The 21,582-nt window shown below is 59.3% G+C and carries 18 protein-coding genes; 9 read left to right on the forward strand and 9 right to left on the reverse strand.

Annotated features, from left to right (window positions below; translation table 11 throughout):
* Positions 1–4 precede the first annotated feature (4 nt).
* Positions 5–853, forward strand: coding sequence for a dihydrodipicolinate synthase family protein (locus ADJ24_RS14235; RefSeq protein ID WP_023309270.1), 849 nt, complete (start codon positions 5–7; stop codon positions 851–853).
* A gap of 129 nt (positions 854–982) precedes the next feature.
* Positions 983–1,954 carry a hypothetical protein gene (locus ADJ24_RS14240; RefSeq protein WP_023309271.1) on the forward strand — a complete coding sequence of 324 codons (972 nt, stop codon included), beginning with the start codon at positions 983–985 and terminating at the stop codon, positions 1,952–1,954.
* 42 nt (positions 1,955–1,996) lie between these two features.
* Here the strand turns inward: ADJ24_RS14240 and lsrG are convergent, their stop codons facing one another.
* From lsrG to lsrA, 6 genes are read right to left on the reverse strand one after another with little or no spacing between them, the layout of a single operon-like run.
* Positions 1,997–2,290 carry a (4S)-4-hydroxy-5-phosphonooxypentane-2,3-dione isomerase gene (gene lsrG, locus ADJ24_RS14245; RefSeq protein WP_008503162.1) on the reverse strand — a complete coding sequence of 98 codons (294 nt, stop codon included), beginning with the start codon at positions 2,288–2,290 and terminating at the stop codon, positions 1,997–1,999.
* The gene (lsrF, locus tag ADJ24_RS14250; RefSeq protein WP_023309272.1) at positions 2,287–3,174 is read right to left on the reverse strand and encodes a 3-hydroxy-5-phosphonooxypentane-2,4-dione thiolase; all 888 of its coding nucleotides are present in this window, start codon (positions 3,172–3,174) and stop codon (positions 2,287–2,289) included. The genes lsrG and lsrF overlap by 4 nt, the downstream gene beginning before the upstream one ends.
* 11 nt (positions 3,175–3,185) lie before the next feature.
* A complete protein-coding gene (gene lsrB, locus ADJ24_RS14255) occupies positions 3,186–4,187 on the reverse strand; it encodes an autoinducer 2 ABC transporter substrate-binding protein LsrB (protein ID WP_023309273.1) in 1,002 nt (333 codons plus the stop codon).
* Position 4,188: 1 nt separating this feature from the next.
* Positions 4,189–5,166 carry an autoinducer 2 ABC transporter permease LsrD gene (gene lsrD, locus ADJ24_RS14260; protein WP_023309274.1) on the reverse strand — a complete coding sequence of 326 codons (978 nt, stop codon included), beginning with the start codon at positions 5,164–5,166 and terminating at the stop codon, positions 4,189–4,191.
* A complete protein-coding gene (gene lsrC / locus ADJ24_RS14265; protein WP_023309275.1) occupies positions 5,167–6,198 on the reverse strand; it encodes an autoinducer 2 ABC transporter permease LsrC in 1,032 nt (343 codons plus the stop codon). It lies immediately after the preceding gene.
* A complete protein-coding gene (gene lsrA, locus ADJ24_RS14270; RefSeq protein WP_023309276.1) occupies positions 6,195–7,682 on the reverse strand; it encodes an autoinducer 2 ABC transporter ATP-binding protein LsrA in 1,488 nt (495 codons plus the stop codon). The genes lsrC and lsrA overlap by 4 nt, the downstream gene beginning before the upstream one ends.
* Positions 7,683–7,897: 215 nt before the next feature.
* Here lsrA and lsrR point away from each other — a divergent pair, with 215 nt between their 5' ends.
* The 3 genes from lsrR (at position 7,898) to ADJ24_RS14285 (ending at position 12,696) form a co-directional block, all read left to right on the forward strand.
* On the forward strand, positions 7,898–8,866 hold the full coding sequence (lsrR, locus tag ADJ24_RS14275) for a transcriptional regulator LsrR (protein ID WP_023309277.1): 969 nt from the start codon (positions 7,898–7,900) through the stop codon (positions 8,864–8,866).
* Positions 8,867–8,900: 34 nt separating this feature from the next.
* Complete coding sequence (lsrK, locus tag ADJ24_RS14280; protein WP_048702694.1) at positions 8,901–10,496, forward strand: autoinducer-2 kinase; 1,596 nt, start codon at positions 8,901–8,903, stop codon at positions 10,494–10,496.
* A gap of 178 nt (positions 10,497–10,674) precedes the next feature.
* Positions 10,675–12,696, forward strand: coding sequence for an NADPH-dependent 2,4-dienoyl-CoA reductase (locus ADJ24_RS14285; protein WP_023309279.1), 2,022 nt, complete (start codon positions 10,675–10,677; stop codon positions 12,694–12,696).
* Here ADJ24_RS14285 and rlmG read toward each other — a convergent pair.
* A complete protein-coding gene (gene rlmG, locus ADJ24_RS14290; protein WP_023309280.1) occupies positions 12,693–13,829 on the reverse strand; it encodes a 23S rRNA (guanine(1835)-N(2))-methyltransferase RlmG in 1,137 nt (378 codons plus the stop codon). The genes ADJ24_RS14285 and rlmG overlap by 4 nt on opposite strands.
* A gap of 83 nt (positions 13,830–13,912) precedes the next feature.
* On the opposite strand from rlmG, the gene ADJ24_RS14295 reads away from it, so the two are divergent.
* From ADJ24_RS14295 to sstT, 4 genes are all read left to right on the forward strand, one after another.
* Complete coding sequence (locus ADJ24_RS14295) at positions 13,913–14,416, forward strand: YgjP-like metallopeptidase domain-containing protein (RefSeq protein ID WP_023309281.1); 504 nt, start codon at positions 13,913–13,915, stop codon at positions 14,414–14,416.
* A 70-nt stretch (positions 14,417–14,486) separates the two neighbouring features.
* Complete coding sequence (locus ADJ24_RS14300; protein WP_023309282.1) at positions 14,487–15,485, forward strand: Gfo/Idh/MocA family protein; 999 nt, start codon at positions 14,487–14,489, stop codon at positions 15,483–15,485.
* Positions 15,486–15,736: 251 nt separating this feature from the next.
* Positions 15,737–16,705 (forward strand): TerC family protein, encoded by a 969-nt coding sequence (locus tag ADJ24_RS14305; RefSeq protein ID WP_023309283.1) that lies wholly within the window; start codon positions 15,737–15,739, stop codon positions 16,703–16,705.
* A gap of 263 nt (positions 16,706–16,968) precedes the next feature.
* On the forward strand, positions 16,969–18,210 hold the full coding sequence (gene sstT, locus ADJ24_RS14310) for a serine/threonine transporter SstT (protein WP_023309284.1): 1,242 nt from the start codon (positions 16,969–16,971) through the stop codon (positions 18,208–18,210).
* Positions 18,211–18,348: 138 nt separating this feature from the next.
* Here the strand turns inward: sstT and ADJ24_RS14315 are convergent, their stop codons facing one another.
* Positions 18,349–19,836 (reverse strand): UxaA family hydrolase, encoded by a 1,488-nt coding sequence (locus ADJ24_RS14315; RefSeq protein WP_023309285.1) that lies wholly within the window; start codon positions 19,834–19,836, stop codon positions 18,349–18,351.
* Positions 19,837–19,853: 17 nt separating this feature from the next.
* A complete protein-coding gene (gene uxaC, locus ADJ24_RS14320) occupies positions 19,854–21,266 on the reverse strand; it encodes a glucuronate isomerase (protein ID WP_023309286.1) in 1,413 nt (470 codons plus the stop codon).
* Positions 21,267–21,582: the final 316 nt, after the last annotated feature.

Here is a 21,582-nt window from a genome sequence, read left to right on the forward strand (position 1 = left end):
CACGATGTTTCACGGGTTAAGCGCGTTTCCGTTAACCCCCCTGAAAGAGGGGACGTTTGACGAGCACTCCTTCATCAATCTTCTGCGCCCCGTGGTCGACGCTGGCGTGGATTCACTCGGCATTTTGGGCTCAACGGGAAGTTACGCCTATCTGACCGTTGAAAAGCGCGGTCGGATCGCACGCTGCGCGGTGGCGCATGCTGATGACATTCCGGTCATCGTCAGCATCGGCGCATTGCGGCTGGACGATATTCTGCGTCTGGCTGACGACGCGCAATCGGCAGGAGTCTCCGGCGTACTGCTGGCACCCGTGTCGTACCAGCGATTAACGGAAGACGAAGTGTTTCATCTCTATGAGACGGTGACCCGCCAGATCTCCGTACCGCTGTGCATTTACGATAATCCCGCCACGACTGGTTTTTCGTTTAGCGATGAACTGTTATTTGCCGCCGCGGCCCTGCCGAATATAGGGTCCATAAAGCTTGGCCGCGTGCCGGAGGACCTGTCGCAGGTACGCGCTCGTCTTCCGGATACCGTCACGCTGGGCATCGCCGGTGACTGGCGAGCGGCCTCCGCCCTGCAGGCCGGGTTTGACGTCTGGTACTCAGTGGTCGGCGGGTTGTTTCCGCAAACAGCGCTGGCGATTGCCCGTTCGAAAGAGTCGGCACAATCCGAGCGGCTGGAGCCGCTTTGGGCGCTGTTCCGCCATTATGGTAGTTTGCGGGTGGTAGCGGCAGCGGCAGAAATGCTGGGGAAAGTGGAAACGCCCGCGCTACCCTTCCCCCTTCAGGCTATTCAGGGTGAGCCGCGCGAAGCGCTTGCTGCAATAATTGCGGATCTGGTGCTGGCCTGAACAACGCCGGGTGGCGCTAGCGCTTACCCGGCCTACAAAAGCAATACAACCTCAGCATACCGGCATAATGATTCTCCCTTTGGAATAGGATATCATTTGGAAAAAATCGACCATCAACCTTGAGGGACCATGCGCTACTATTTTCTGGAATGGGTAAATGATTTTGAAATTATGATGCTTAATTCTCTGGCGAAGGATTATCCCGTCATGAAAATTAATCGTATTATGCGGCGCTATAAATCAGTTAATGCCCTTATGCCCGGCACGCTGTTAAAAAAATGGCATAAACGTTTTCATTGTGCAGTTAAATTATCAGCGATAAAACCAGATGATATTGTAATATGTAACGGCTATAGCGTTTTCCCCTTCCTGGATTATATTGCCAGCATGCCGTGCAAAAAAGTGTTAATCCTGCGCGATTCGGTTGTGGCCTTAACACGCAAGCGCCGCCTCCTGGGTCAACTCAAAGAAGACGAAGACTATATCGAAACGGTTCGCCCGGTATTTGACGTAATATTTAGTTTTGACTCTGCTGACTGCCAACGCTATAGCCTGGCAATGATTGAGCAATTTTTACCGTTCAGCCTGCATGAAATTCAACGGTTACAAAAAGAAAGCAAGATCGAGAATAAGCGCTGTTTTTTTGTTGGAGGCTATGAACCGATTCGTGCAGAAATCCTAAAAATACTTACGCCTGAACTTGAGAATAGCGGTTATAAACCCGATTTTTATCTGTTGGATAAATACAATAATCATGATAGCTATCCGGACAACTGTCAAAATAAAAGGCTTAGCTACATCGAAAACATTGAGAAGGTGAAGCACGCCTCTGCTTTACTGGAAATCAATAAACCAGAGCAACGAGGATTAACGCTACGTGCTTTGGAAGCACTTATTTTCAATAAAAAATTAATTACCACAAACGCGTCGATTCGAAGCATGGATCTTTACGACCCTGCACGAATCTTTATTTATAACGTGGATGATCTTGAAGGTCTTCAGGACTTTTTGCAAAGCCCTCTCCCCCATGTGGATGAAAAGCTACTGAGTAAATACAGTGCTGATAATTTGATAATGACACTGCAGAAGGTTAATTTCTGACAACGTGTTTACCCGACAGACAGGCTCTGTCGGGTAACTCCGCTACTCCGGCAACAGCCCCACAAAACTGCGTTTCTTGCGCGGCTCCGACATCAATTCCTCAAGCTTATCCACGCACGCCAGATAGTGCGGGGTTTGCTTGTGCGCCAGCACCGCCTCTTCGTCTTTATAGGCTTCGTAGATAAAGAACCGGGTCTTCACCCTCGGGTCCTGCAATACGTCAAAGCGCAGGTTTCCCGGCTCCTGGATTGCCCCCTCGTGGTTGGCGCGAAACACCTCCAGAAACTCGTCCACCCGCTCGGGCTTAATGTTGATCTCAACCAGCGTCACGTTCATTTTGCTTCTCCCTGTTTCTCTTCCTGCCAGAACTGGAACGCATCGCGGGCGTTCCAGTTCTCGTGAACCACTTTTTTCACCGCCTTCAGCATGGCGAGCGGCGCGCTGGACTGGAAGATATTGCGCCCCATGTCCACGCCGGACGCGCCCTGGTCGATCGCCCGCCAGCACATATCCAGCGCCTCGTGCTCCGGCAGCTTTTTGCCCCCGGCGATCACAATCGGCACCGGGCAGCTGGCGGTCACTTTTTCAAAGCCCTCGTCCACGTAGTAGGTTTTGACGAACTGCGCCCCCATTTCGGCGGCGATGCGGCTGGCCAGCGAGAAATAGCGCGCGTCCCGCGCCATCTCTTTACCGACGCCCGTCACTGCCAGCGTCGGCATGCCGTAGCGCGCGCCCGCATCGACAAGCTTGATGATGTTGTTGATCGACTGATGCTCAAACTCGCTGCCGATATACACCTGCGCCGCCACCGCGCAGACGTTCAGGCGCAGCGCATCTTCCATCGCCACCGCCACGCACTCGTTCGACAGCTCGCCCAGAATCGAGTTACCGCCGGAGGCGCGCAGCACCACCGGTTTGTTCGTCGCGGCTGGCACCTGGCTCCTGAGGATGCCGCGGGTGCACATCAGCACGTCGGTTTCGCCAAACAGCGGCGCGATGGAGAGATCGATGCGCTCAAGGCCGGTGGTCGGCCCCTGAAAGTAGCCGTGGTCAAAGGCCAGCATCACCGTGCGGTTGCTCTGCGGGTTGAAGATGCGCGCCAGGCGGGACTGCATGCCCCAGTCCAGCGAGCCGCAGCCCTTCAGGGTGTAAGGCACATTCTTCTGCGGCGTGCCGATGCCAAAATCCTTGCCGTCTTTGATGTCGTCTAAATCAGCCATTTGCTCCCCCGTCAGAAATTGTATTTGCTGATGTTCTCTTTGGTGAACACCACCCGCTCCGGCAGCAGCACGATGCCGTTGCCCTTCGCCTCATACTGGTAGCCCTGCACGCTGTTCGGTTCGACCTTCAGCGCGCCGATATTTTTTACGTCCACGCTGTCGCCGACGTTAAGATCGCCTTTTTTCAGCAGGCGATCGGCGACATTGACCGCAATTTTGCCCTGTTGCACTACGTCCCACAGGCCAAAGGCTTTCACCGTGCCGCGCTCAACGTACGGTCGCATGACGTTCGGTGTGCTGAAGCCAACAATCGCCACCCCTTCCCGCTTCAGGTTTTCCGCCGCCTGCGCCGTCGCCGGCAGCGCGTTGGCGTCCGGGGCGATGATCGCATCCAGATCCGGATACGCTTTTAAGATCCCTTCGGCAGTCTGCAGGGATTTGGTGGCGTCGTTATAGCCAAACTGGGTCGTCACGACCTGCCACTGGGGATGATCTTTCTCGATTTTGGCCTTCGCCTCTTTCACCCACTGGTTCTGATCGGTGACGGTCGGGCTTGAGTAGAAGAACGCCACTTTAGCGTTCGGTTTGGTGACCTGCTTGCCCGCCATCTCAACCAGCAGGCCACCGAGCTGTTCCGGCGTCCCCTGGTTGATGTAGATGCTGCGGCACTCCGGTTTGGTGTCGGAGTCCCAGGTCAGGACCTTGACGCCGCGCTGCATCGCGCGCTTCAGCGCCGGACACAACCCATCCGGGGACACGGCGGAGACGATGATGGCGTTATAGCCCTGGTTGACGAAGTTATTGATGAGCTGCACCTGGCCGGAGACGCTCGGCTCGGTCGGGCCGTCGTAGGTCACGTCCACGCCAAGGTCTTTCCCCGCCTCTTTCGCGCCGTTGCCGCCGCTGGTGAAGAACCCCACGCCCACCAGCTTCGGGATAAAGGCAATGCGGTCCGCCGCCTGCGCCGAGGCGAAGCTGAGGGCCATTGCCAGGACTATCAGTTTTGTTTTCATCTTACGCTCCGGATAGTTTTCTAAAGAGAGAACGCACCCACTCGCGGTGCAGACTCAGCGAACGTCCCATCACCACCACAACCAGCAGCGCCCCTGACAGCGCGCTCGACACCTGGTTAGGGATGCCGACCATCTGTAAACCCTGCTGCAGGTAGCCCACCAGCAGCGCCGCCAGCGCCGTACCGACAACCGAACCTGACCCGCCGTAGATATTGGCCCCGCCCAGCACGGCGGCGGTGAGCGCAGGCATCAGCAAATCACGCCCCAGATCCGAACGCGCGGAGCCGAAATAGGAGACCATCACCAGCGCGGCAATCGCCGAGGCCACGCCCACCAGGCCGTACAGCGCGTAGGGCATGCCGTTCACCGACAGCGCCGCATAGCGCGCCGCGCGCGGGTTTTGCCCGATCAAAAACAGGTGACGGCCAAAGCGCCCGCGGTGGGTAATCAGCCAGAAGAAAACGGTAATCACCGCGAACAGCACCAGCGGGATCGGCAGACCCAGCACCGTGAGGTTAGCGAACGCCGTGAAGCTGTCCGGGAAGCCGCCGATGCCCTCATAGCCCGTGGCCCCCGCCATGCCGGAGAGCAGCAGCGCCCCGCCGCCGTAGAGGTAGAGCGTGCCGAGGGTAATCACCAGCGGGCTGATGCCGGTGTAGTGGATCAGCGCCGCGTTTACCAGCCCGCACAGCAGTCCCAGCAGCAGCGTCAGCGGAATGGCGACCGCCATCGGCCACCCGGCCTGCATCATCACCCCCAGCGCAATCGCGCACAGACCGATGGTCGAGCCGAGGGAGATGTCGATCCCGCCGCTGATAATCACCAGCGTCAGCGGCAGCGCCACGATGCCAATGCAGATAAAATCGCTGGTGCTGAATAACAGCATGTTGATGTCGAGCATGCGCGGGTTGATGGCGCCGAAGAGCAGGATCTCCAGCACCAGCAAAATGAGCAGCGCGCTTTCCCAGTTAAGCCTCATTTACGCCACCTCTTTTTTGCGTTTGGGAAACGGGGTGACGTGCTTTCCCCCTTTGTTACCCGGCTGGAAGCGGCCGTACTTCAGCGCCCGCTGATGGCGTGCCAGCGCCTGGCGCAGGCGCCCGTCGAGCACCAAAACGCCCAGCAGCACCAGCCCGGCGATAAAGTCGTTCCACCACGCCGGGAGCCTGAACAGCACCAGCACGGTGTCGATTTGGGTCAGGAAGAAGGCGCCGAGCAACGCGCCAACCAGCGTGCCCGTGCCGCCCAGCAGCGAAATCCCCCCGAGCACGCAGGCGGCGATGGCCTTCATCTCCAGCCCGCTGCCGGTCTGGTTGGGCACAAAGCCAATCTGCGCGGCAAAAACGATCCCGGCGCAGGCCGCCAGCATGCCGTTCAGGGTAAAGGCGATCATGCGGGTGCGGTTCACCGCCACGCCCAGCTGGCGCGCGGCGGCGAGGTTATCCCCCACCGCGTAGAAATCACGCCCGAACGCGGTGCGCGACAGCGTCCATGCGCCCACGACGGCGATAATCAACACCAGCATGCCGAGCGGCGAAATGCCGATGGCGGCAGGCTCAGAGAGGGATTTCAGCCAGGGCGGCAGCCCTTCAATCCACTTTCCGCCGGTCCAGAGCAGCATCGCGCCGCGGTACAGCCCCAGCGTGCCGAGGGTGGCGACAATCGCCGGGATGCGCAGCCCCACCACCAGGAACCCGTTGAACGCCCCGGCCAACGCGCCAATAGACATCGCGAAGAGAATGGAAACGGGCAGGCTGTAGCCGCTATTAAGCGCCACGCCGACGGCGATGGCGGACAGCCCGACGATGGAGCCGACGGACACGTCGATATTACGGGTCAGCATTACCAGCGCCGCGCCGATGGCCAGCAGGATCAGGATCTGCGAGCTGGCGAAGATCATCCCCAGTGTCTGCATGCTGAAGTATGACGGGTTCAGCGCCACCAGCACGGCGAACAGCGCCAGAATGGCGAGAAACGCGCTCAGCTCGCGGTTTTTGAGTAAGGTCTTCATGATTGCCCTCCAAACGCCAGCGCCATCATCCTGTCGAGGCTGACGGCGTGGCGCGGCAGCTCGCCGCTGAGCACGCCCTGATGCATCACCAGCACCCGGTCCGCGAGCCCCGGAAACTCGTCGAGATCGCTTGAGATCATCAGCACCGCCACGTTCTGCGCCGCCACGCTTTTAAGCAGCTGATAGATGTCGGCGCGCGCCGAGACGTCCACCCCGCGCGTCGGTTCATCGACGATCAGTAATAAGGGGTTGGCCTCCAGACAGCGCGCCAGCAGCACCTTCTGCTGGTTGCCGCCGGAGAGCGTGCGCACGGTTTGATCCGCATGGTTGAGCTTGATCCCCAGCGCCCGGTGATAGCGTTCCACCACCGCAGACTCCCGCTTGCGCCGCTGCCAAATCGACGGCTCGTTCAGCGCCACCGTGTTCCAGCGGATCGGCGCGTCGAGGAACAGGCCGGACACCTGCCTGTCTTCCGGCAGGTAAACCAGCCCTTTTTCCAGGCGTGAACTTACCGGATCGCCGGTGATCTCCTGGTTTTCCAGCCAGACGCGCCCACCGCGCACGGGCCGCAGGCCGTAGAGCGTTTCCGCAAACTCGGTGCGCCCGGATCCCACCAGCCCGGCCAGGCCGACGATCTCTCCGGCGTAGATCTCAAGGCTGAGATCGATAAACCCTTCCCCGGTGAGATCGTCAACGCGCAGCACCGGGAAATCCTGCGGCTGGGTGCGGCGGTTGCCCGGCAGCGCCAGCCACAGCTTTTGCGTATCGCTGAGGGATTTCTCCCGGCTTACCGGCGTCATGGCGGCGATCAGGGCGCTGTCGTCAAACTGCGCGGTTTCGCCGCTCAGCACCACCGCGCCGTCGCGCATCACCGAGACGTGGCTCGAAAGCATGCGAATTTCCGGCAGCTTGTGCGAGATAAAGACAATCCCGACGCCGAGCGCCTGCAGGGCGCGGATCTGGCGGAACAGCCGCTCGGTTTCGCCGGGCGTGAGGGAGGCCGTGGGTTCGTCGAGGATCAGGATCCTGGCGTTGCGCATCAGCCCGCGCAGGATCTCCACCATCTGCTGATCCGCCACTTCCAGGGTGCTGGCAGCGGCGTCGAGGTTAAGCTGGCACTGTAGCTGCTGGAGCTTCTCCGCCAGCCGCTTTTCCAGATCGCGTTCGCGCGGCAGGCGAAACAGGATATTTTCCCGCACCGTCAGGTTGGGGAACAGCAGCGGCTCCTGCGGCACCAGATAAATGCCTAACCCGTGCGCCTGAGCGGGCGTGAGCCGCGCATATGACTGCCCCTCGACACAAAGTTCACCGCTGTCCGGCGTTTCCACCCCGGCGATGATCTTCATCAGCGTCGATTTTCCCGCGCCGTTTCCGCCCATCAGGGCGTGCACCTGGCCCGCAAGCAGCGTGAAATCAATGCCTTTCAAGACCGGCACGCCTGAGAACTGCTTGCTGATATTCCGCGCGTCGAGAAGTGGTGTCATCATCGCTCCGCTATTGAACAAATGATTTTTAGATTTAATAATGTTCAAAAGCGTAGACGGTGAACTATATTTACAACCGTGCAGGGATCACAGTTTTATCGATTGAGATACAGATAAACCAGAAACGATCGAAAAGATCCGTTTTGTCGCGTGGCTCACACTTTCCCTTCGCGCCATCACGAACATATGATCTAAATTTTTATAAGAGTTCAACTATGAGCGATAAACGCACTGCGGAAGAAGGACGGTTTGCCGGGCTGGCACTGGCGGAAGAGGAACTCGTGGCGCGCGTGGCCTGGTGCTACTACCACGACGGATTAACCCAGAACGACATCGGCGAGCGGCTCGGGCTGCCGCGCCTGAAGATCTCCCGCCTGCTGGAAAAAGGCCGTCAGTCAGGGGTGATCCGCGTGCAGATTAACTCCCGCTACGAGGGCTGCCTGTCGCTGGAAACCGAGCTACAGCAGCGCTTTGGCCTGAAGCTGGTGCGCGTGATGCCCGCGTTAAATACGCCGCCGATGAACGTGCGGCTCGGCATTGGCGCGGCGCAGTCGCTGATGGGCGTGCTGGAGCCCGGCCAGCTGCTGGCGGTGGGGTTTGGTGAAACCACCATGAGCAGCCTGCAGCACCTGAGCGGCTTTATCAGCTCGCAGCAGATCCGCCTGGTGACGCTCTCCGGCGGCGTCGGGCCGTATATGACCGGTATCGGCCAGCTGGACGCGGCCTGCAGCGTCAGCATGATCCCCGCCCCGCTTCGCGTGTCATCCGCAGAGGTTGCCGGGATCTTAAAACGCGAGACCAGCGTACGGGACGTGATCCTCGCCGCGACCGCCGCCGACGTGGCAGTGGTCGGCATTGGTTCAGTGAACCAGCGCCGTGACGCCACGATACTGCGATCCGGCTATATCAGCGAAGGTGAACAGCTGATGTACGCCCGCAAAGGCGCGGTCGGCGACATTCTCGGCTATTTCCTCAATGCCGAAGGCGAGTGCGTTGAGGAGCTGGAGATCCACAAAGAACTGCTGGGCGTCACGCTCGATGAACTGGCGCAGCTGCCCACCATCGTTGGCGTGGCCGGAGGGGAAGAGAAAGCCGATGCGATTTATGCCGCACTGAAGGGTCGCCGTATCAATGGCCTGGTGACGGAGGAGACGACAGCCCGCGCGGTGCTGGCCCTGACGTAACGGGCAGGCCCTGCGCTAACAACGAGGCAAGCTCATGAGTTACCTTTTAGCGTTAGATGCAGGGACAGGCAGCGTTCGCGCCGTTATTTTCGATTTACAGGGCAACCAGATTGCCGTCGGCCAGGCCGAGTGGAAGCACCTGAGCGTGGAGAACGTGCCGGGATCGATGGAGTTCGACCTCGAGACCAACTGGCTGCTGGCCTGCCGGTGCATTCATCAGGCGCTGGAACGTGCGCGCCTGAGCGCGGCGGATATTAAGTCTGTCGCCTGCTGCTCAATGCGCGAAGGGATCGTGCTGTATGACCGCAACGGCGAGGCCATCTGGGCCTGCGCCAACGTCGACGCCCGCGCCAGCCGCGAGGTGGCCGAACTCAAAGAGATCCACGACGATCGTTTTGAATCCGAGGTGTATGAGGTTTCCGGCCAGACGCTGGCGCTGAGCGCCATGCCGCGCCTGCTGTGGCTGGCGCACCATCGCCCGGATATTTACCGCAAGGCCGCGACCATCACCATGATCAGCGACTGGCTGGCGGCGAAGCTCTCCGGCGAGCTGGCGGTCGACCCGTCTAACGCGGGCACCACCGGCATGCTGGATCTCTTCTCCCGCGACTGGCGTCCGGCGCTGCTGGACATGGCCGGGCTGCGTGCCGATATTCTCTCCCCGGTAAAAGAGACCGGCACCGTGCTGGGCGCTATCACCCGAGAGGCCGCACAGCAAAGCGGCCTGCGCGAAGGCACGCCGGTCGTCATGGGCGGCGGCGACGTGCAGCTGGGCTGTCTGGGGCTGGGCGTGGTCCGCGCCGGCCAGACGGCGGTGCTGGGCGGTACCTTCTGGCAGCAGGTGGTCAATCTGCCGCAGGTGCGCACCGACCCCGACATGAACATCCGCGTGAACCCGCACGTTATCCCCGGCATGGCGCAGGCGGAGTCGATCAGCTTCTTTACCGGGCTGACCATGCGCTGGTTCCGCGACGCCTTCTGCGCCGAGGAAAAGCTGATTGCCGAGCGAATGGGGATGGACACCTATTCCCTGCTGGAAGAGATGGCCAGCCGCGTGCCGGCGGGCTCCCACGGGGTGATGCCGATCTTCTCCGACGCGATGCATTTCAAGCAGTGGTACCACGCCGCGCCGTCGTTTATTAACCTCTCCATCGACCCGGAAAAGTGCAACAAAGCGACGCTGTTCCGCGCCCTGGAGGAGAACGCGGCGATTGTCTCGGCCTGCAACCTGGCGCAGATCTCGCGCTTCTCCGGCGTGACGTTTGAAAGCCTGGTGTTTGCGGGCGGCGGGGCTAAGGGCGCCCTGTGGAGTCAGATTTTAAGCGACGTCACCGGGCTGCCGGTGCGCGTGCCGGAAGTGAAAGAGGCAACGGCGCTCGGCTGCGCGATTGCCGCCGGCGCGGGCGCGGGGCTGTTTGCCGATATGGCCTCGACGGGCGAGCGGCTGGTGAAGTGGAGCCGCGAGTTCACGCCGAACCCGCAGCACCGCGAGCTGTACGACGGCATGATGCAGAAATGGCAGGCAGTGTACGCGGACCAGCTCGGGCTGGTGGACAGCGGGCTAACGACGTCGATGTGGCAGGCCCCGGGGCTGGTGCGGACATCCCCCTCACCCCGGCCCTCTCCCTAAGGGAGAGGGAGATTACGTCCCCTCTCCCCGTGGGAGAGGGTTAGGGTGAGGGCATCAGGCCACACCAATATTTGAATCCCATCACAATCACTGCATTCGCCTTTTCCCTTTTACTCCCCGCTGGCTAAATTAGTAACTCATCCGACCACATAACAATAATTTTACACTGGAAGAGACTATGAGCCGCTACCCGTCGTTATTCGCCCCTCTCGATCTGGGGTTCACCACACTCAAAAACCGCGTGTTGATGGGCTCGATGCACACCGGGCTGGAGGAGCATCCGGACGGGGCCGAGCGTCTGGCAGCCTTCTATGCCGAGCGCGCCCGCCACGGTGTGGCGCTGATTGTCACCGGCGGCGTGGCCCCTGCCCCTTCCGGCGTGGGCATGGAGGGCGGCGCGGTCCTGAACGATGCGTCACAGCTGCCGCACCACCGCATTGTGACCGACGCGGTACACCGCGAGGGCGGTAAAATCGCCCTGCAAATCCTGCACACCGGACGCTACAGCTATCAGCCGAACCTGGTCGCGCCGTCGGCCATTCAGGCGCCAATCAACCGCTTTAAACCTCACGCCCTCAGCCACGATGAGATCCTGGCGCTGATCGACGACTTTGCCCGCTGCGCGGCGCTGGCCCGCGAGGCGGGCTACGACGGCGTTGAGGTGATGGGCTCAGAAGGCTATCTGATTAACGAGTTCCTCGCGGCCCGCACCAACCAGCGCGACGACGAATGGGGTGGCGACTATGCCCGCCGGATGCGCTTTGCCGTGGAGGTGGTGCGCGCGGTGCGCGAACGTGCGGGCGCAGACTTTATTATCGTCTTCCGCCTGTCGATGCTCGACCTGGTGGAAGGCGGCGGCACGTTCGACGAAACCGTGCAGCTGGCGCAGGCGATTGAAGCCGCAGGTGCCACGATTATCAACACCGGCATCGGCTGGCACGAGGCGCGCATCCCGACTATCGCCACGCCGGTGCCGCGCGCGGCGTTCAGCTGGGTAACACGGAAACTGAAAGGCAAAGTCTCTGTTCCGCTGGTCACCACTAACCGCATTAACGATCCGCAGGTGGCGGACGATGTGATTTCGCGAGGCGACGCCGATATGGTGTCGATGGCGCGCCCGTTCCTGGCGGATGCCGAACTGCTCTCCAAAGCGCAAAGCGGCCGTGCGGATGAGATCAACACCTGCATCGGCTGTAACCAGGCCTGTCTGGATCAGATCTTCGTCGGCAAGGTCACCTCTTGCCTGGTTAACCCGCGCGCCTGCCATGAAACCAAAATGCCGATCGTTGCGGCGGTCAGTAAAAAACGCCTGGCCGTGGTGGGCGCAGGCCCGGCGGGGCTGGCGTTTGCGGTGAATGCCGCCTCGCGCGGGCACAGCGTGACGCTGTTTGATGCGCTGGCGGAGATTGGCGGGCAGTTTAATATCGCCAAACAGATCCCCGGCAAAGAGGAGTTCTATGAAACGCTGCGCTACTACCGCCGGATGATCGAGCTGACGGGCGTCGATCTGCGGCTTAACCAGTTTGTCAGCGCAGCGGATCTGATCGGTTTCGACGAGGTGATCCTGGCGAGCGGGATCGTGCCGCGCACGCCGGCGATCGAGGGTATCGATCATCCGAAGGTGTTGAGCTATCTGGATGTATTGCGTGACAAAACGCCGGTCGGCGAGAAGGTGGCGATTATCGGCTGCGGCGGGATCGGCTTTGATACCGCAATGTACTTAAGCCAGCCGGGCGAGGCCACCAGCCAGAACATTGCCGAGTTTTGCGTGGAATGGGGCATCGACACCAGCCTGAACCAGTCCGGCGGGCTGCGCCCGGAAGGGCCACAGCTGCCGAAAAGCCCACGCCAGATCGTGATGCTGCAGCGCAAGGCCAGCAAACCGGGCGAAGGGCTGGGCAAAACCACGGGCTGGATCCACCGTGCCACCCTGCTCTCGCGCGGGGTGAAGATGATCCCGGCGGTAAGCTATCAGAAGATCGACGATGAGGGTCTGCACGTCACGATCGGCGGCGAGCCGCAGTTGTTACGTGTGGATCATGTGATTTTATGCGCCGGGCAGGAGCCGAAGCGCGATCTGGCCGATCCGCTGCGCGAAGCCGGTAAAACGGTGCATTTGATTGGCGGGTGCGACGTGGCGATGGAGCTGGATGCGCGGCGGGCAATTGCGCAGGGCACCCAGCTTGCACTGGTTATTTAACGACGACGTCCCAGCTTCACCGCCTTCAGCACCACGAACTTGTTGTTCGTCGCAATGGTGACGCAGTTACCGAAAATCTTCTTCAGCTTGTGGAAGTAGTCCAGGTGGCGGTTCGCAACGATGTATAGCTCGCCGTTGATTTTCAGGCAGCGGCGCGCGTGGTGGAACATCTCCCACGCGACGTTATCCGTCAGGGCGTGCTTCTGGTGGAACGGCGGGTTGCAGAACACGGCGTTGAAGCGGAACGGCTCTACGCCGGACAGCGCGTTGTTGATCATAAACTCGCAGCGGTCCAGCGCTTCCGGCATGTTGGTTTCCACGTTCAGACGGCTGGAGGCCACCGCCATCGGCGATTCGTCGCTGAACACCACGCTGGCGTCCGGGTTCTTCGCCAGCAGCGTCAGCCCAATCACGCCGTTACCGCAGCCCAGATCGACAATCTCACCTTCCAGATTTTCCGGCAGATGTTCCATAAAGAAACGCGCGCCGATATCCAGCCCGGTGCGGGAGAAGACGTTCGCGTGGTTGTGGATGGTCCAGTCGGTCCCTTCCAGCTTCCAGCTCAGGGTCTCCGGCGCGTCGGCCAGCTCCGGTGCGCTGAAGGTACAGTTGATCAGGCGCGCTTTTTTCCAGGCCAGCGTGGTGGTGGTCGGGCCGAGGACCTTCTCGAACAGCTCGAGCGTCGAAGTGTGAATATCGCGCGCTTTGGCTCCCGCGATAATGCGCGTTTCCGGCGTCACGACCTTACGCAGCGCGCGCAGCTGTTGCTCCAGCAGCGCCATGGTTTTTGGCACTTTGATCAGCACCACGCCCGGCGCCTGCGGGTAGTCCGCGGTGCTGTCGAGGAACTTCACGCTGGATTCTTCGATGTCGTTATGGCGCAGGTTTTCACGCGTCGCCAGCTCGCTCAGGTAGGAATCGCCGATACTGTAAGGCGTGTGCTCCGCCAGGGCGCAGCCCAGCGCGCCAAAGGCGTCATTCAGGATCAAAACCGGGCAGCGGATTTCAGTCTCATCCAACTGCTGCAGCAGATATTCATCCGCCGCTTCCCACGCCTGAAGCGGGTTAACGTCATCCGTTTCCGGGAAACGTTTAAGGTTGAGTGAACGGAAACCGTTGTCTAAGTGGCTCATCGGCCCTCCTGAATGGTAAAATTTGGCGTATCCCTGAAAAGGGTGCGTGAGTATACCCGTTTTACTGTCGATTTGGGGCGTTGATGAACCAACTTACTTATCTCCAGGGCTATCCGGAGCATTTACTGACTCAGGTTCGCAGCCTGATTGCCGAGCAGAAGCTCGGCGCGGTGCTGGAAAAACGCTATCCCGGCACCCACGATTTCGCGACCGATAAGGCCCTCTGGCAGTATACGCAGGATCTGAAAAGCAGGTATCTGAAGAGCGCGCCGCCGATCAACAAGGTGATGTATGACAACAAGATCCACGTGCTGAAAAACGCGCTCGGCCTGCACACCGCCGTCTCCCGCGTACAGGGCGGCAAGCTGAAGGCGAAGGCCGAAATCCGCGTCGCGACGGTTTTCCGTAACGCGCCGGAAGCCTTTCTGCGGATGATCGTCGTCCACGAGCTGGCGCACCTGAAGGAGAAAGAGCACGACAAAGCGTTCTATTCCCTGTGCTGCCACATGGAGCCGCAGTACCATCAGCTGGAGTTTGATACCCGGCTGTGGCTTACGCATTTATCGTTAAATGGTAATGCGGAATAGCGCACGCGAATTGTCATGATGACGTGCTACAGTGGCTAAAGGTTCCCCGCTACGGAGTACGTAAACGTTTATGATACGTTTCGCAGTCATTGGAACGAACTGGATCACGCGCCAGTTCGTCGACGCCGCCCACGAAACCGGCAAACTGAAACTTACCGCAGTCTATTCCCGCAGCCTTGAGCAGGCGCAGATTTTTGCCAACGATTACCTCGTTGAGCATCTCTTCACCTCGCTTGATGACATGGCGCAAAGCGACGCCATTGACGCGGTGTATATCGCCAGCCCGAACTCCCTGCACTTCCCGCAAACGAAGCTGTTCCTCAGCCATAAAAAGCATGTGATTTGCGAGAAGCCGCTGGCGTCGAATATCCAGGAAGTCGAAGCGGCCATTGCGCTTGCCCGCGAAAACCAGGTGGTGCTGTTCGAAGCCTTCAAAACCGCCAGCCTGCCGAATTTCCTGTTGCTGCAGCAGTCACTGCCGAAAATTGGCAAAGTGCGTAAAGCCTTCATCAACTACTGCCAGTACTCGTCGCGCTACCAGCGCTATCTCGACGGCGAGAACCCGAACACCTTTAATCCGGCCTTCTCTAACGGCTCGATTATGGACATAGGTTTCTACTGCCTGGCCTCTGCCGTGGCCCTGTGGGGCGAGCCGCATGGCGTGACGGCCACCGCCAGCCTGCTGGAGAGCGGCGTGGATGCACACGGTGTAGCGGTGCTGGATTACGGTGATTTCAGCGTCACGCTGCAGCACTCCAAGGTGAGCGATTCCGCGCTGCCGAGCGAAATTCAGGGCGAAGCGGGCTCGCTGGTTATCGAGAAGATCTCCGAATGCCAGAAGGTGAGCTTTGTGCCGCGCGGCGGCAAAGCGCAGGAGCTGACGCAGCCTCAGCATATTAACACTATGCTCTATGAGGCAGAGGTCTTCGCCCGTCTGGTGGAAGACAACGAAGTGAATCACCCAGGCCTTGCGGTGAGCCGCACCACGGCGAAGCTGCAAACGGAGATCCGCCGTCAGACAGGCGTGGTGTTCCCGGCTGACGGCGTGAGCGCGGAAGCTATCGCGTAAAGCTGTGTAATGAAACGGCGCAGACCATTGACGAAACCAATGGTCTGACATATTTTGTTACCTGCAAAGGGGAGTAACTTCTTCGTCGGTGGATCGTCATTACGATGCGTGCAATACCGCATCCGGTCGCCGGGCAACCTTCGTGGTTGTAAGTGAGACCTTGCCGGAAGGCGAGGTCTATGCATAAAAAGCTAACGGCTATCGTCTTCTGACCATGGCCGTTTTTGTTTTTTATGTGTAAGGAAAATAGTATGCATTCTGTCGGCACTCCAATGTTGTGGGGCGGATTCGCGGTTGTCGTGCTCATCATGCTGGCGATCGACCTCTTTTTGCAGGGGCGTCGCGGCGCGCACGGCATGACCATGAAACAGGCTGCGGCCTGGTCGCTGGTGTGGGTCACCCTCTCCCTGCTTTTCTGTGCCGCCTTCTGGTGGTATCTGGCCTCGACCGAAGGCCGCGCGGTGGCCGATCCTCAGGCACTCGCCTTCCTCACCGGCTATCTGATTGAAAAAGCCCTGGCGGTGGATAACGTCTTCGTCTGGCTGATGCTGTTCAGCTATTTCGCCGTGCCTGCGGCCCTGCAGCGCCGCGTGCTGGTATACGGCGTGCTGGGGGCGATCATTCTGCGTACCATCATGATCTTCGCCGGCAGCTGGCTGATTACCCAGTTCGAATGGCTGCTGTACGTCTTCGGCGCGTTTCTGCTGTTCACCGGGGTCAAAATGGCGTTGGCGAAAGAGGACGGCTCCGCGATTGGCGATCGCCCGCTGGTGAAGTGGATCCGCGGTCATCTGCGCATGACCGACAAGATCGAGAGCGAGCACTTCTTCGTGCGCAAGAACGGCCTTCTGTTTGCCACCCCGCTGCTGCTGGTGCTGATTCTGGTTGAGCTGAGCGACGTGATTTTCGCGGTGGACAGCATTCCGGCGATCTTCGCGGTGACCACCGACCCGTTCATCGTCCTGACGTCTAACCTCTTCGCCATTCTCGGCCTGCGTGCGATGTACTTCCTGCTGGCGGGCGCGGCGGAGCGCTTCTCAATGCTGAAGTACGGTCTGTCGGTGATCCTGGTGTTTATCGGTATCAAGATGCTGATCGTCGATTTCTACCATATCCCGATCGCCATTTCGCTCGGCGTGGTGTTTGGCATTCTGATCGTGACGCTGATTATCAATACCTGGGTTAACCGCCAGCACGATAAGAAGCAGCAGGTGGAATAAAAGGGCTGATGCCCCCACCCCCGACCCCTCTCCCACTGGGAGAGGGGGAAATGCAATGTAGGCCGGGTAAGCGTAGCGCCACCCGGCACTTTCGTTAATCAATAGTTAAAAAACATGACGCAACACGTAAAATCCAGCATTTTACGCTTCCTTCCTTTCGCGCATTCCCTATACTCGACCAGGCAAACATTTACTTACATCCGGACATAAATGTGACTAAGAGCACATCCGGGATGGAACGCAATTTCACTCAGGAAATACGTATGAGCACACAATCAAGCGGACTGTTCGCGCGCCTGGCGCAGGGCAGCCTCGTTAAACAAATTCTGGTCGGGCTGGTGCTGGGTATTCTGCTGGCGATGGTGTCAAAACCTGCGGCGGAGGCCACGGGGCTGCTCGGGACCCTTTTCGTTGGCGCGCTGAAGGCCGTAGCACCGGTACTGGTTCTGATGCTGGTCATGGCGTCGATTGCCAACCACCAGCACGGACAAAAAACCAACATTCGCCCTATTTTGTTCCTGTATCTGCTGGGAACCTTCTCGGCGGCCTTAACGGCCGTGGTGTTCAGCTTCCTGTTCCCGTCCACGCTGCACCTGACCAGCGCGGCCGGTGACATCACGCCGCCATCCGGCATTGTCGAAGTGCTGCGCGGACTGCTGATGAGCATGGTTTCTAACCCCATCACCGCGCTGATGAGCGGAAACTACATTGGCATCCTGGTCTGGGCGATTGGTCTGGGCTTCGCGCTGCGTCATGGTAACGAGACCACGAAAAACCTGGTCAACGATCTGTCCAATGCCGTGACCTTTATGGTGAAGCTGGTGATTCGCTTTGCGCCAATCGGTATTTTCGGGCTGGTCTCCTCTACGCTTGCAACCACCGGTTTCGACGCGCTGTGGGGCTACGCGCAGCTGCTGGTTGTGCTGGTCGGCTGTATGCTGCTGGTGGCGCTGGTGATCAACCCGCTGCTGGTGTTCTGGCAGATCCGCCGCAACCCGTATCCGCTGGTGCTGACCTGCCTGCGCGAGAGCGGCGTGTATGCCTTTTTCACCCGCAGCTCTGCGGCGAACATTCCGGTTAACATGGCGCTGGCGGAGAAGCTGAACCTGGACCGCGATACCTATTCCGTGTCGATCCCACTGGGCGCAACCGTGAACATGGCGGGCGCGGCAATCACCATTACCGTTCTGACCCTGGCGGCGGTGCATACGCTGGGCATTCCGGTGGATCTGCCAACCGCGCTGCTGCTGAGCGTGGTGGCATCACTGTGTGCCTGTGGCGCATCCGGCGTGGCGGGCGGTTCGCTGCTGCTGATCCCGCTGGCGTGTAATATGTTCGGCATCCCGAACGAGATTGCGATGCAGGTTGTGGCCGTCGGCTTTATCATCGGCGTGCTGCAGGACTCCTGCGAAACCGCGCTGAACTCCTCTACCGACGTGCTTTTTACCGCAGCGGCCTGTCAGGCGGAAGACGCGCGTTTAGCGAAGAATGCCCTGCGCAGTTAAAAACAAAAGCCCGGTGGCGGCTACGCCTTACCGGGCCTACAGGGTAAATGCAAAACGGCAACCAACGGTTGCCGTTTTTAGTGTTTGTACACTCTCGCCGTGGGAGAGGGTCAGGGTGAGGGCATCAGGCCGCACCGATTAAAGCGTCACACCACTCTTAAAGATCGCCAGCTCGCGGAAGTCGTTCTTTTCGTTACAGGTCTGCTTGCCGTTAGCAAATTCCACGATAGTATCCACGAATTCCGTCAGCAGCTGCGGCATGGCTTTGCCGTGAATCAGCTGGCCCGCATCAAAGTCGATCCAGTGCTTTTTCTTTGCCGCCAGCTCGCTGTTGGTGGCGATTTTCACCGTCGGCACAAAACCGCCGTACGGCGTACCGCGACCGGTACTGAACAGCACCATATGGCAGCCGGCACCCGCCAACGCGCTGGTGGCGACCGCATCGTTGCCCGGCGCGCTCAGCAGATTCAGACCGTGGGTTTTCAGGCGCTCGCCGTAGCGCAGCACGTCAACCACCTGGCTCGCGCCCGCTTTCTGAGTGCAGCCGAGGGATTTCTCTTCCAGCGTGGTGATCCCACCCGCTTTGTTGCCCGGCGATGGATTTTCGTAAATCGGCTGATTGTGGGCGATGAAGTACTGTTTGAAGTCGTTCACCATGGTGACGGTCTTCTCAAAGGTCTCTTCGTCGCGGCAGTGGCTCATCAGAATACGCTCCGCGCCGAACATTTCCGGCACTTCGGTCAATACCGTCGTGCCGCCGTTGGCAATCACGTAATCCGAGAAGCGGCCCAGCATCGGATTGGCAGTAATACCGGAAAGGCCATCAGACCCGCCGCACTCCAGCCCAAACTTCAGCTCGCTCAGCTTGCCCGGCTCGCGCCTGTCGTGGCGCATCACCTCATAAAGCTGGTGAAGCTGCTCAACGCCCGCTTCAACTTCGTCGTCCTGATGCTGGCACACCATAAAATGCACGCGCTCAGGATCGAACTCGCCCAGCGTGTCGCGGAAGGCGTCCACCTGATTGTTCTCGCAGCCCAGGCCAATCACCAGCACCGCGCCCGCGTTCGGGTGACGCACCATGTTCTGCAGCATGGTGCGGGTGTTAATGTGGTCGTCACCGAGCTGGGAACAGCCGTAGGTGTGGCTGAACAGATGCACACCGTCAGTCCCTTCGGCATCGTTGGTCTCTTTCAGGAAGCGAGTCTGGATCTGACGCGCAATCCCGTTGACGCAGCCGACGGTCGGGAGGATCCACAGCTCGTTGCGGATCCCCACGTCGCCGCTGGCGCGACGGTAGATCTGCACCTCACGATCCGCCGCCTGACGTTCTTCTGCGGGTAAATCAGGTTGATAGCTGTACTCGTCCAGATCGCTCAGATTGGTGCGGGTATTGTGTGAGTGAATGTATTCACCCGGCGCAATATCCGCCAGCGCATGGCCGATGGGCAAACCGTACTTCACCACGTTCTCCCCTTTCGCAATGGGGATCAGGGCAAACTTATGTCCACGAACGATCGCCTGACGCAGGGTGACGCTCTGGTTATCCACGGTCACCACGTCGCCTTCACCGAGATCCGTCAGCGCGACGGCCACGTTATCCAGCGAATGGATTTTGATGTATTGCATATCAACCTCAAACGGCCTTAGTTCAGTTCAATGGCGAAGTAGTCACGCGCATTGTTAAAGCAGATGTTTCTCACCATTTCGCCCAGCAGCTGGATATCCGCTGGCGCTTCGCCTGCGTGCACCCAGCGGCCAATCATCTGGCACAGAATGCGGCGGAAATATTCATGACGGGTATAGGACAGGAAGCTGCGGCTGTCGGTCAGCATGCCGACAAAGCGGCTCAGCAGGCCCAGCTGCGCGAGCTGCGTCATCTGACGCTCCATGCCGTCTTTCTGATCGTTGAACCACCAGCCGGAACCGAACTGCATCTTGCCCGGCATCCCTTCGCCCTGGAAGTTGCCGACCATGGTACCCAGCACTTCGTTATCGCGCGGGTTCAGGCAGTACAGGATGGTTTTTGGCAGCAGGTTTTGTTCGTTCTGTTTGCTCAGCAGTTTTGACAGCTCTTCCGCCAGCGGACGATCGTTGATGGAGTCGAAGCCCACGTCAGCGCCGATCAGTTTGAACTGGCGCTGGTTGTTATTGCGCAGCGCGCCGATGTGGTACTGCTGTACCCAGCCGCGACGCGCGTATTCCGCACCGAGGAATACCAGCACCGCCGTTTTAAACTGCGCCACTTCGTGCTCGCTTAAGCCTTCGCCGGAGAGACGACGCGCCAGAATGCTGTCCAGCTCGGCTTCGTTTGATTCCGCAAACAGCACCACGTCCAGCGCGTGGTCAGACACTTTGCAGCCGTGCGCGGCGAAGTGATCCAGACGTTTGGTCAGCGCGATTTGCAGGTCAGCGAAACGACGGATGTCGGTATCCGACACTTCCGCCAGCTTCGCCATGTAGTCGGTGAAGGTGGCCTGCTCAATGTTGAAGGCTTTGTCCGGACGCCAGCTTGGCAGCACTTTGATATCGAAAGAGGTGTCTTTGGCGACAACGGCATGATGCTCCAGAGAGTCGATCGGATCGTCGGTGGTGCCCACCATCTTCACGTTCATCTGCTTCATGATGCCGCGCGCGGAGAAGTTATCCTGCGCCAGCAGCGCGTTGCAGCGATCCCAAATTTCATCCGCGGTCGTTGGGGAAAGCAACTTGCCGGTGATGCCAAACGGACGGCGGAGCTCAAGATGGGTCCAGTGGTAAAGCGGGTTGCCGATGGTGTGCGGAACGGTCGCCGCCCAGGCGTCAAACTTCTCGCGGTCGGTCGCATCGCCGGTACACAGGCGCTCAGCCACGCCGTTGGTGCGCATGGCACGCCATTTGTAGTGGTCACCCTTCAGCCAGATGTCATACAGGTTTTTGAAGCGATAATTTTCGGCAACCTGCTGCGGCGGTAAATGGCAGTGGTAGTCGAAAATCGGCTGGTCTTTTGCGTAGTCGTGGTACAGGCGGCGGGCAAATTCGGTATCTAACAGAAAGTCTTCGGTCATAAACGGCGTCATTATCGTCTTCCTCATTACGGGAGCGCAAAAAGCGTATGTTCATATGCTGCAAAGTTATCACACCAATTTCCACCAACCGAAGCTTTTTTCGTGAGTGAGATCAATAAACGCCAACAAATAAATTACCCTCAATGAAGTAAACCCTTCTGCAACCCCCGCCAGTACTGGCTTTGCGCGCGACGATTAATGTCCCCACAAAGAATCATACATTTGTGATGTCACTCACCTTTTAAAGCTGTATGACAAGTTATCTTTTCGCCGTCGCAAACTATAAGCCGACGGAATGCATTACCGGTGTGAGAGACATCGGGTTTAA

This window comes from Enterobacter sp. 940_PEND, from assembly GCF_001059415.1.
Lineage (GTDB): Bacteria > Pseudomonadota > Gammaproteobacteria > Enterobacterales > Enterobacteriaceae > Enterobacter > Enterobacter cloacae_M.

Coding starts and splice junctions, on each gene's coding strand:
- lsrR (WP_023309277.1), top strand. CDS start 7,898: ATGAGCGATAAACGCACTGCGGAAGAAGGACGGTTTGCCGGGCTGGCA.
- lsrF (WP_023309272.1), bottom strand. CDS start 3,174: ATGGCTGATTTAGACGACATCAAAGACGGCAAGGATTTTGGCATCGGC.
- ADJ24_RS14235 (WP_023309270.1), top strand. CDS start 5: ATGTTTCACGGGTTAAGCGCGTTTCCGTTAACCCCCCTGAAAGAGGGG.
- sstT (WP_023309284.1), top strand. CDS start 16,969: ATGAGCACACAATCAAGCGGACTGTTCGCGCGCCTGGCGCAGGGCAGC.
- lsrB (WP_023309273.1), bottom strand. CDS start 4,187: ATGAAAACAAAACTGATAGTCCTGGCAATGGCCCTCAGCTTCGCCTCG.
- ADJ24_RS14305 (WP_023309283.1), top strand. CDS start 15,737: ATGCATTCTGTCGGCACTCCAATGTTGTGGGGCGGATTCGCGGTTGTC.
- rlmG (WP_023309280.1), bottom strand. CDS start 13,829: ATGAGCCACTTAGACAACGGTTTCCGTTCACTCAACCTTAAACGTTTC.
- lsrD (WP_023309274.1), bottom strand. CDS start 5,166: ATGAGGCTTAACTGGGAAAGCGCGCTGCTCATTTTGCTGGTGCTGGAG.
- ADJ24_RS14300 (WP_023309282.1), top strand. CDS start 14,487: ATGATACGTTTCGCAGTCATTGGAACGAACTGGATCACGCGCCAGTTC.
- lsrG (WP_008503162.1), bottom strand. CDS start 2,290: ATGAACGTGACGCTGGTTGAGATCAACATTAAGCCCGAGCGGGTGGAC.
- ADJ24_RS14315 (WP_023309285.1), bottom strand. CDS start 19,836: ATGCAATACATCAAAATCCATTCGCTGGATAACGTGGCCGTCGCGCTG.
- uxaC (WP_023309286.1), bottom strand. CDS start 21,266: ATGACGCCGTTTATGACCGAAGACTTTCTGTTAGATACCGAATTTGCC.
- lsrK (WP_048702694.1), top strand. CDS start 8,901: ATGAGTTACCTTTTAGCGTTAGATGCAGGGACAGGCAGCGTTCGCGCC.
- lsrC (WP_023309275.1), bottom strand. CDS start 6,198: ATGAAGACCTTACTCAAAAACCGCGAGCTGAGCGCGTTTCTCGCCATT.
- ADJ24_RS14295 (WP_023309281.1), top strand. CDS start 13,913: ATGAACCAACTTACTTATCTCCAGGGCTATCCGGAGCATTTACTGACT.
- ADJ24_RS14285 (WP_023309279.1), top strand. CDS start 10,675: ATGAGCCGCTACCCGTCGTTATTCGCCCCTCTCGATCTGGGGTTCACC.
- lsrA (WP_023309276.1), bottom strand. CDS start 7,682: ATGACACCACTTCTCGACGCGCGGAATATCAGCAAGCAGTTCTCAGGC.
- ADJ24_RS14240 (WP_023309271.1), top strand. CDS start 983: ATGCGCTACTATTTTCTGGAATGGGTAAATGATTTTGAAATTATGATG.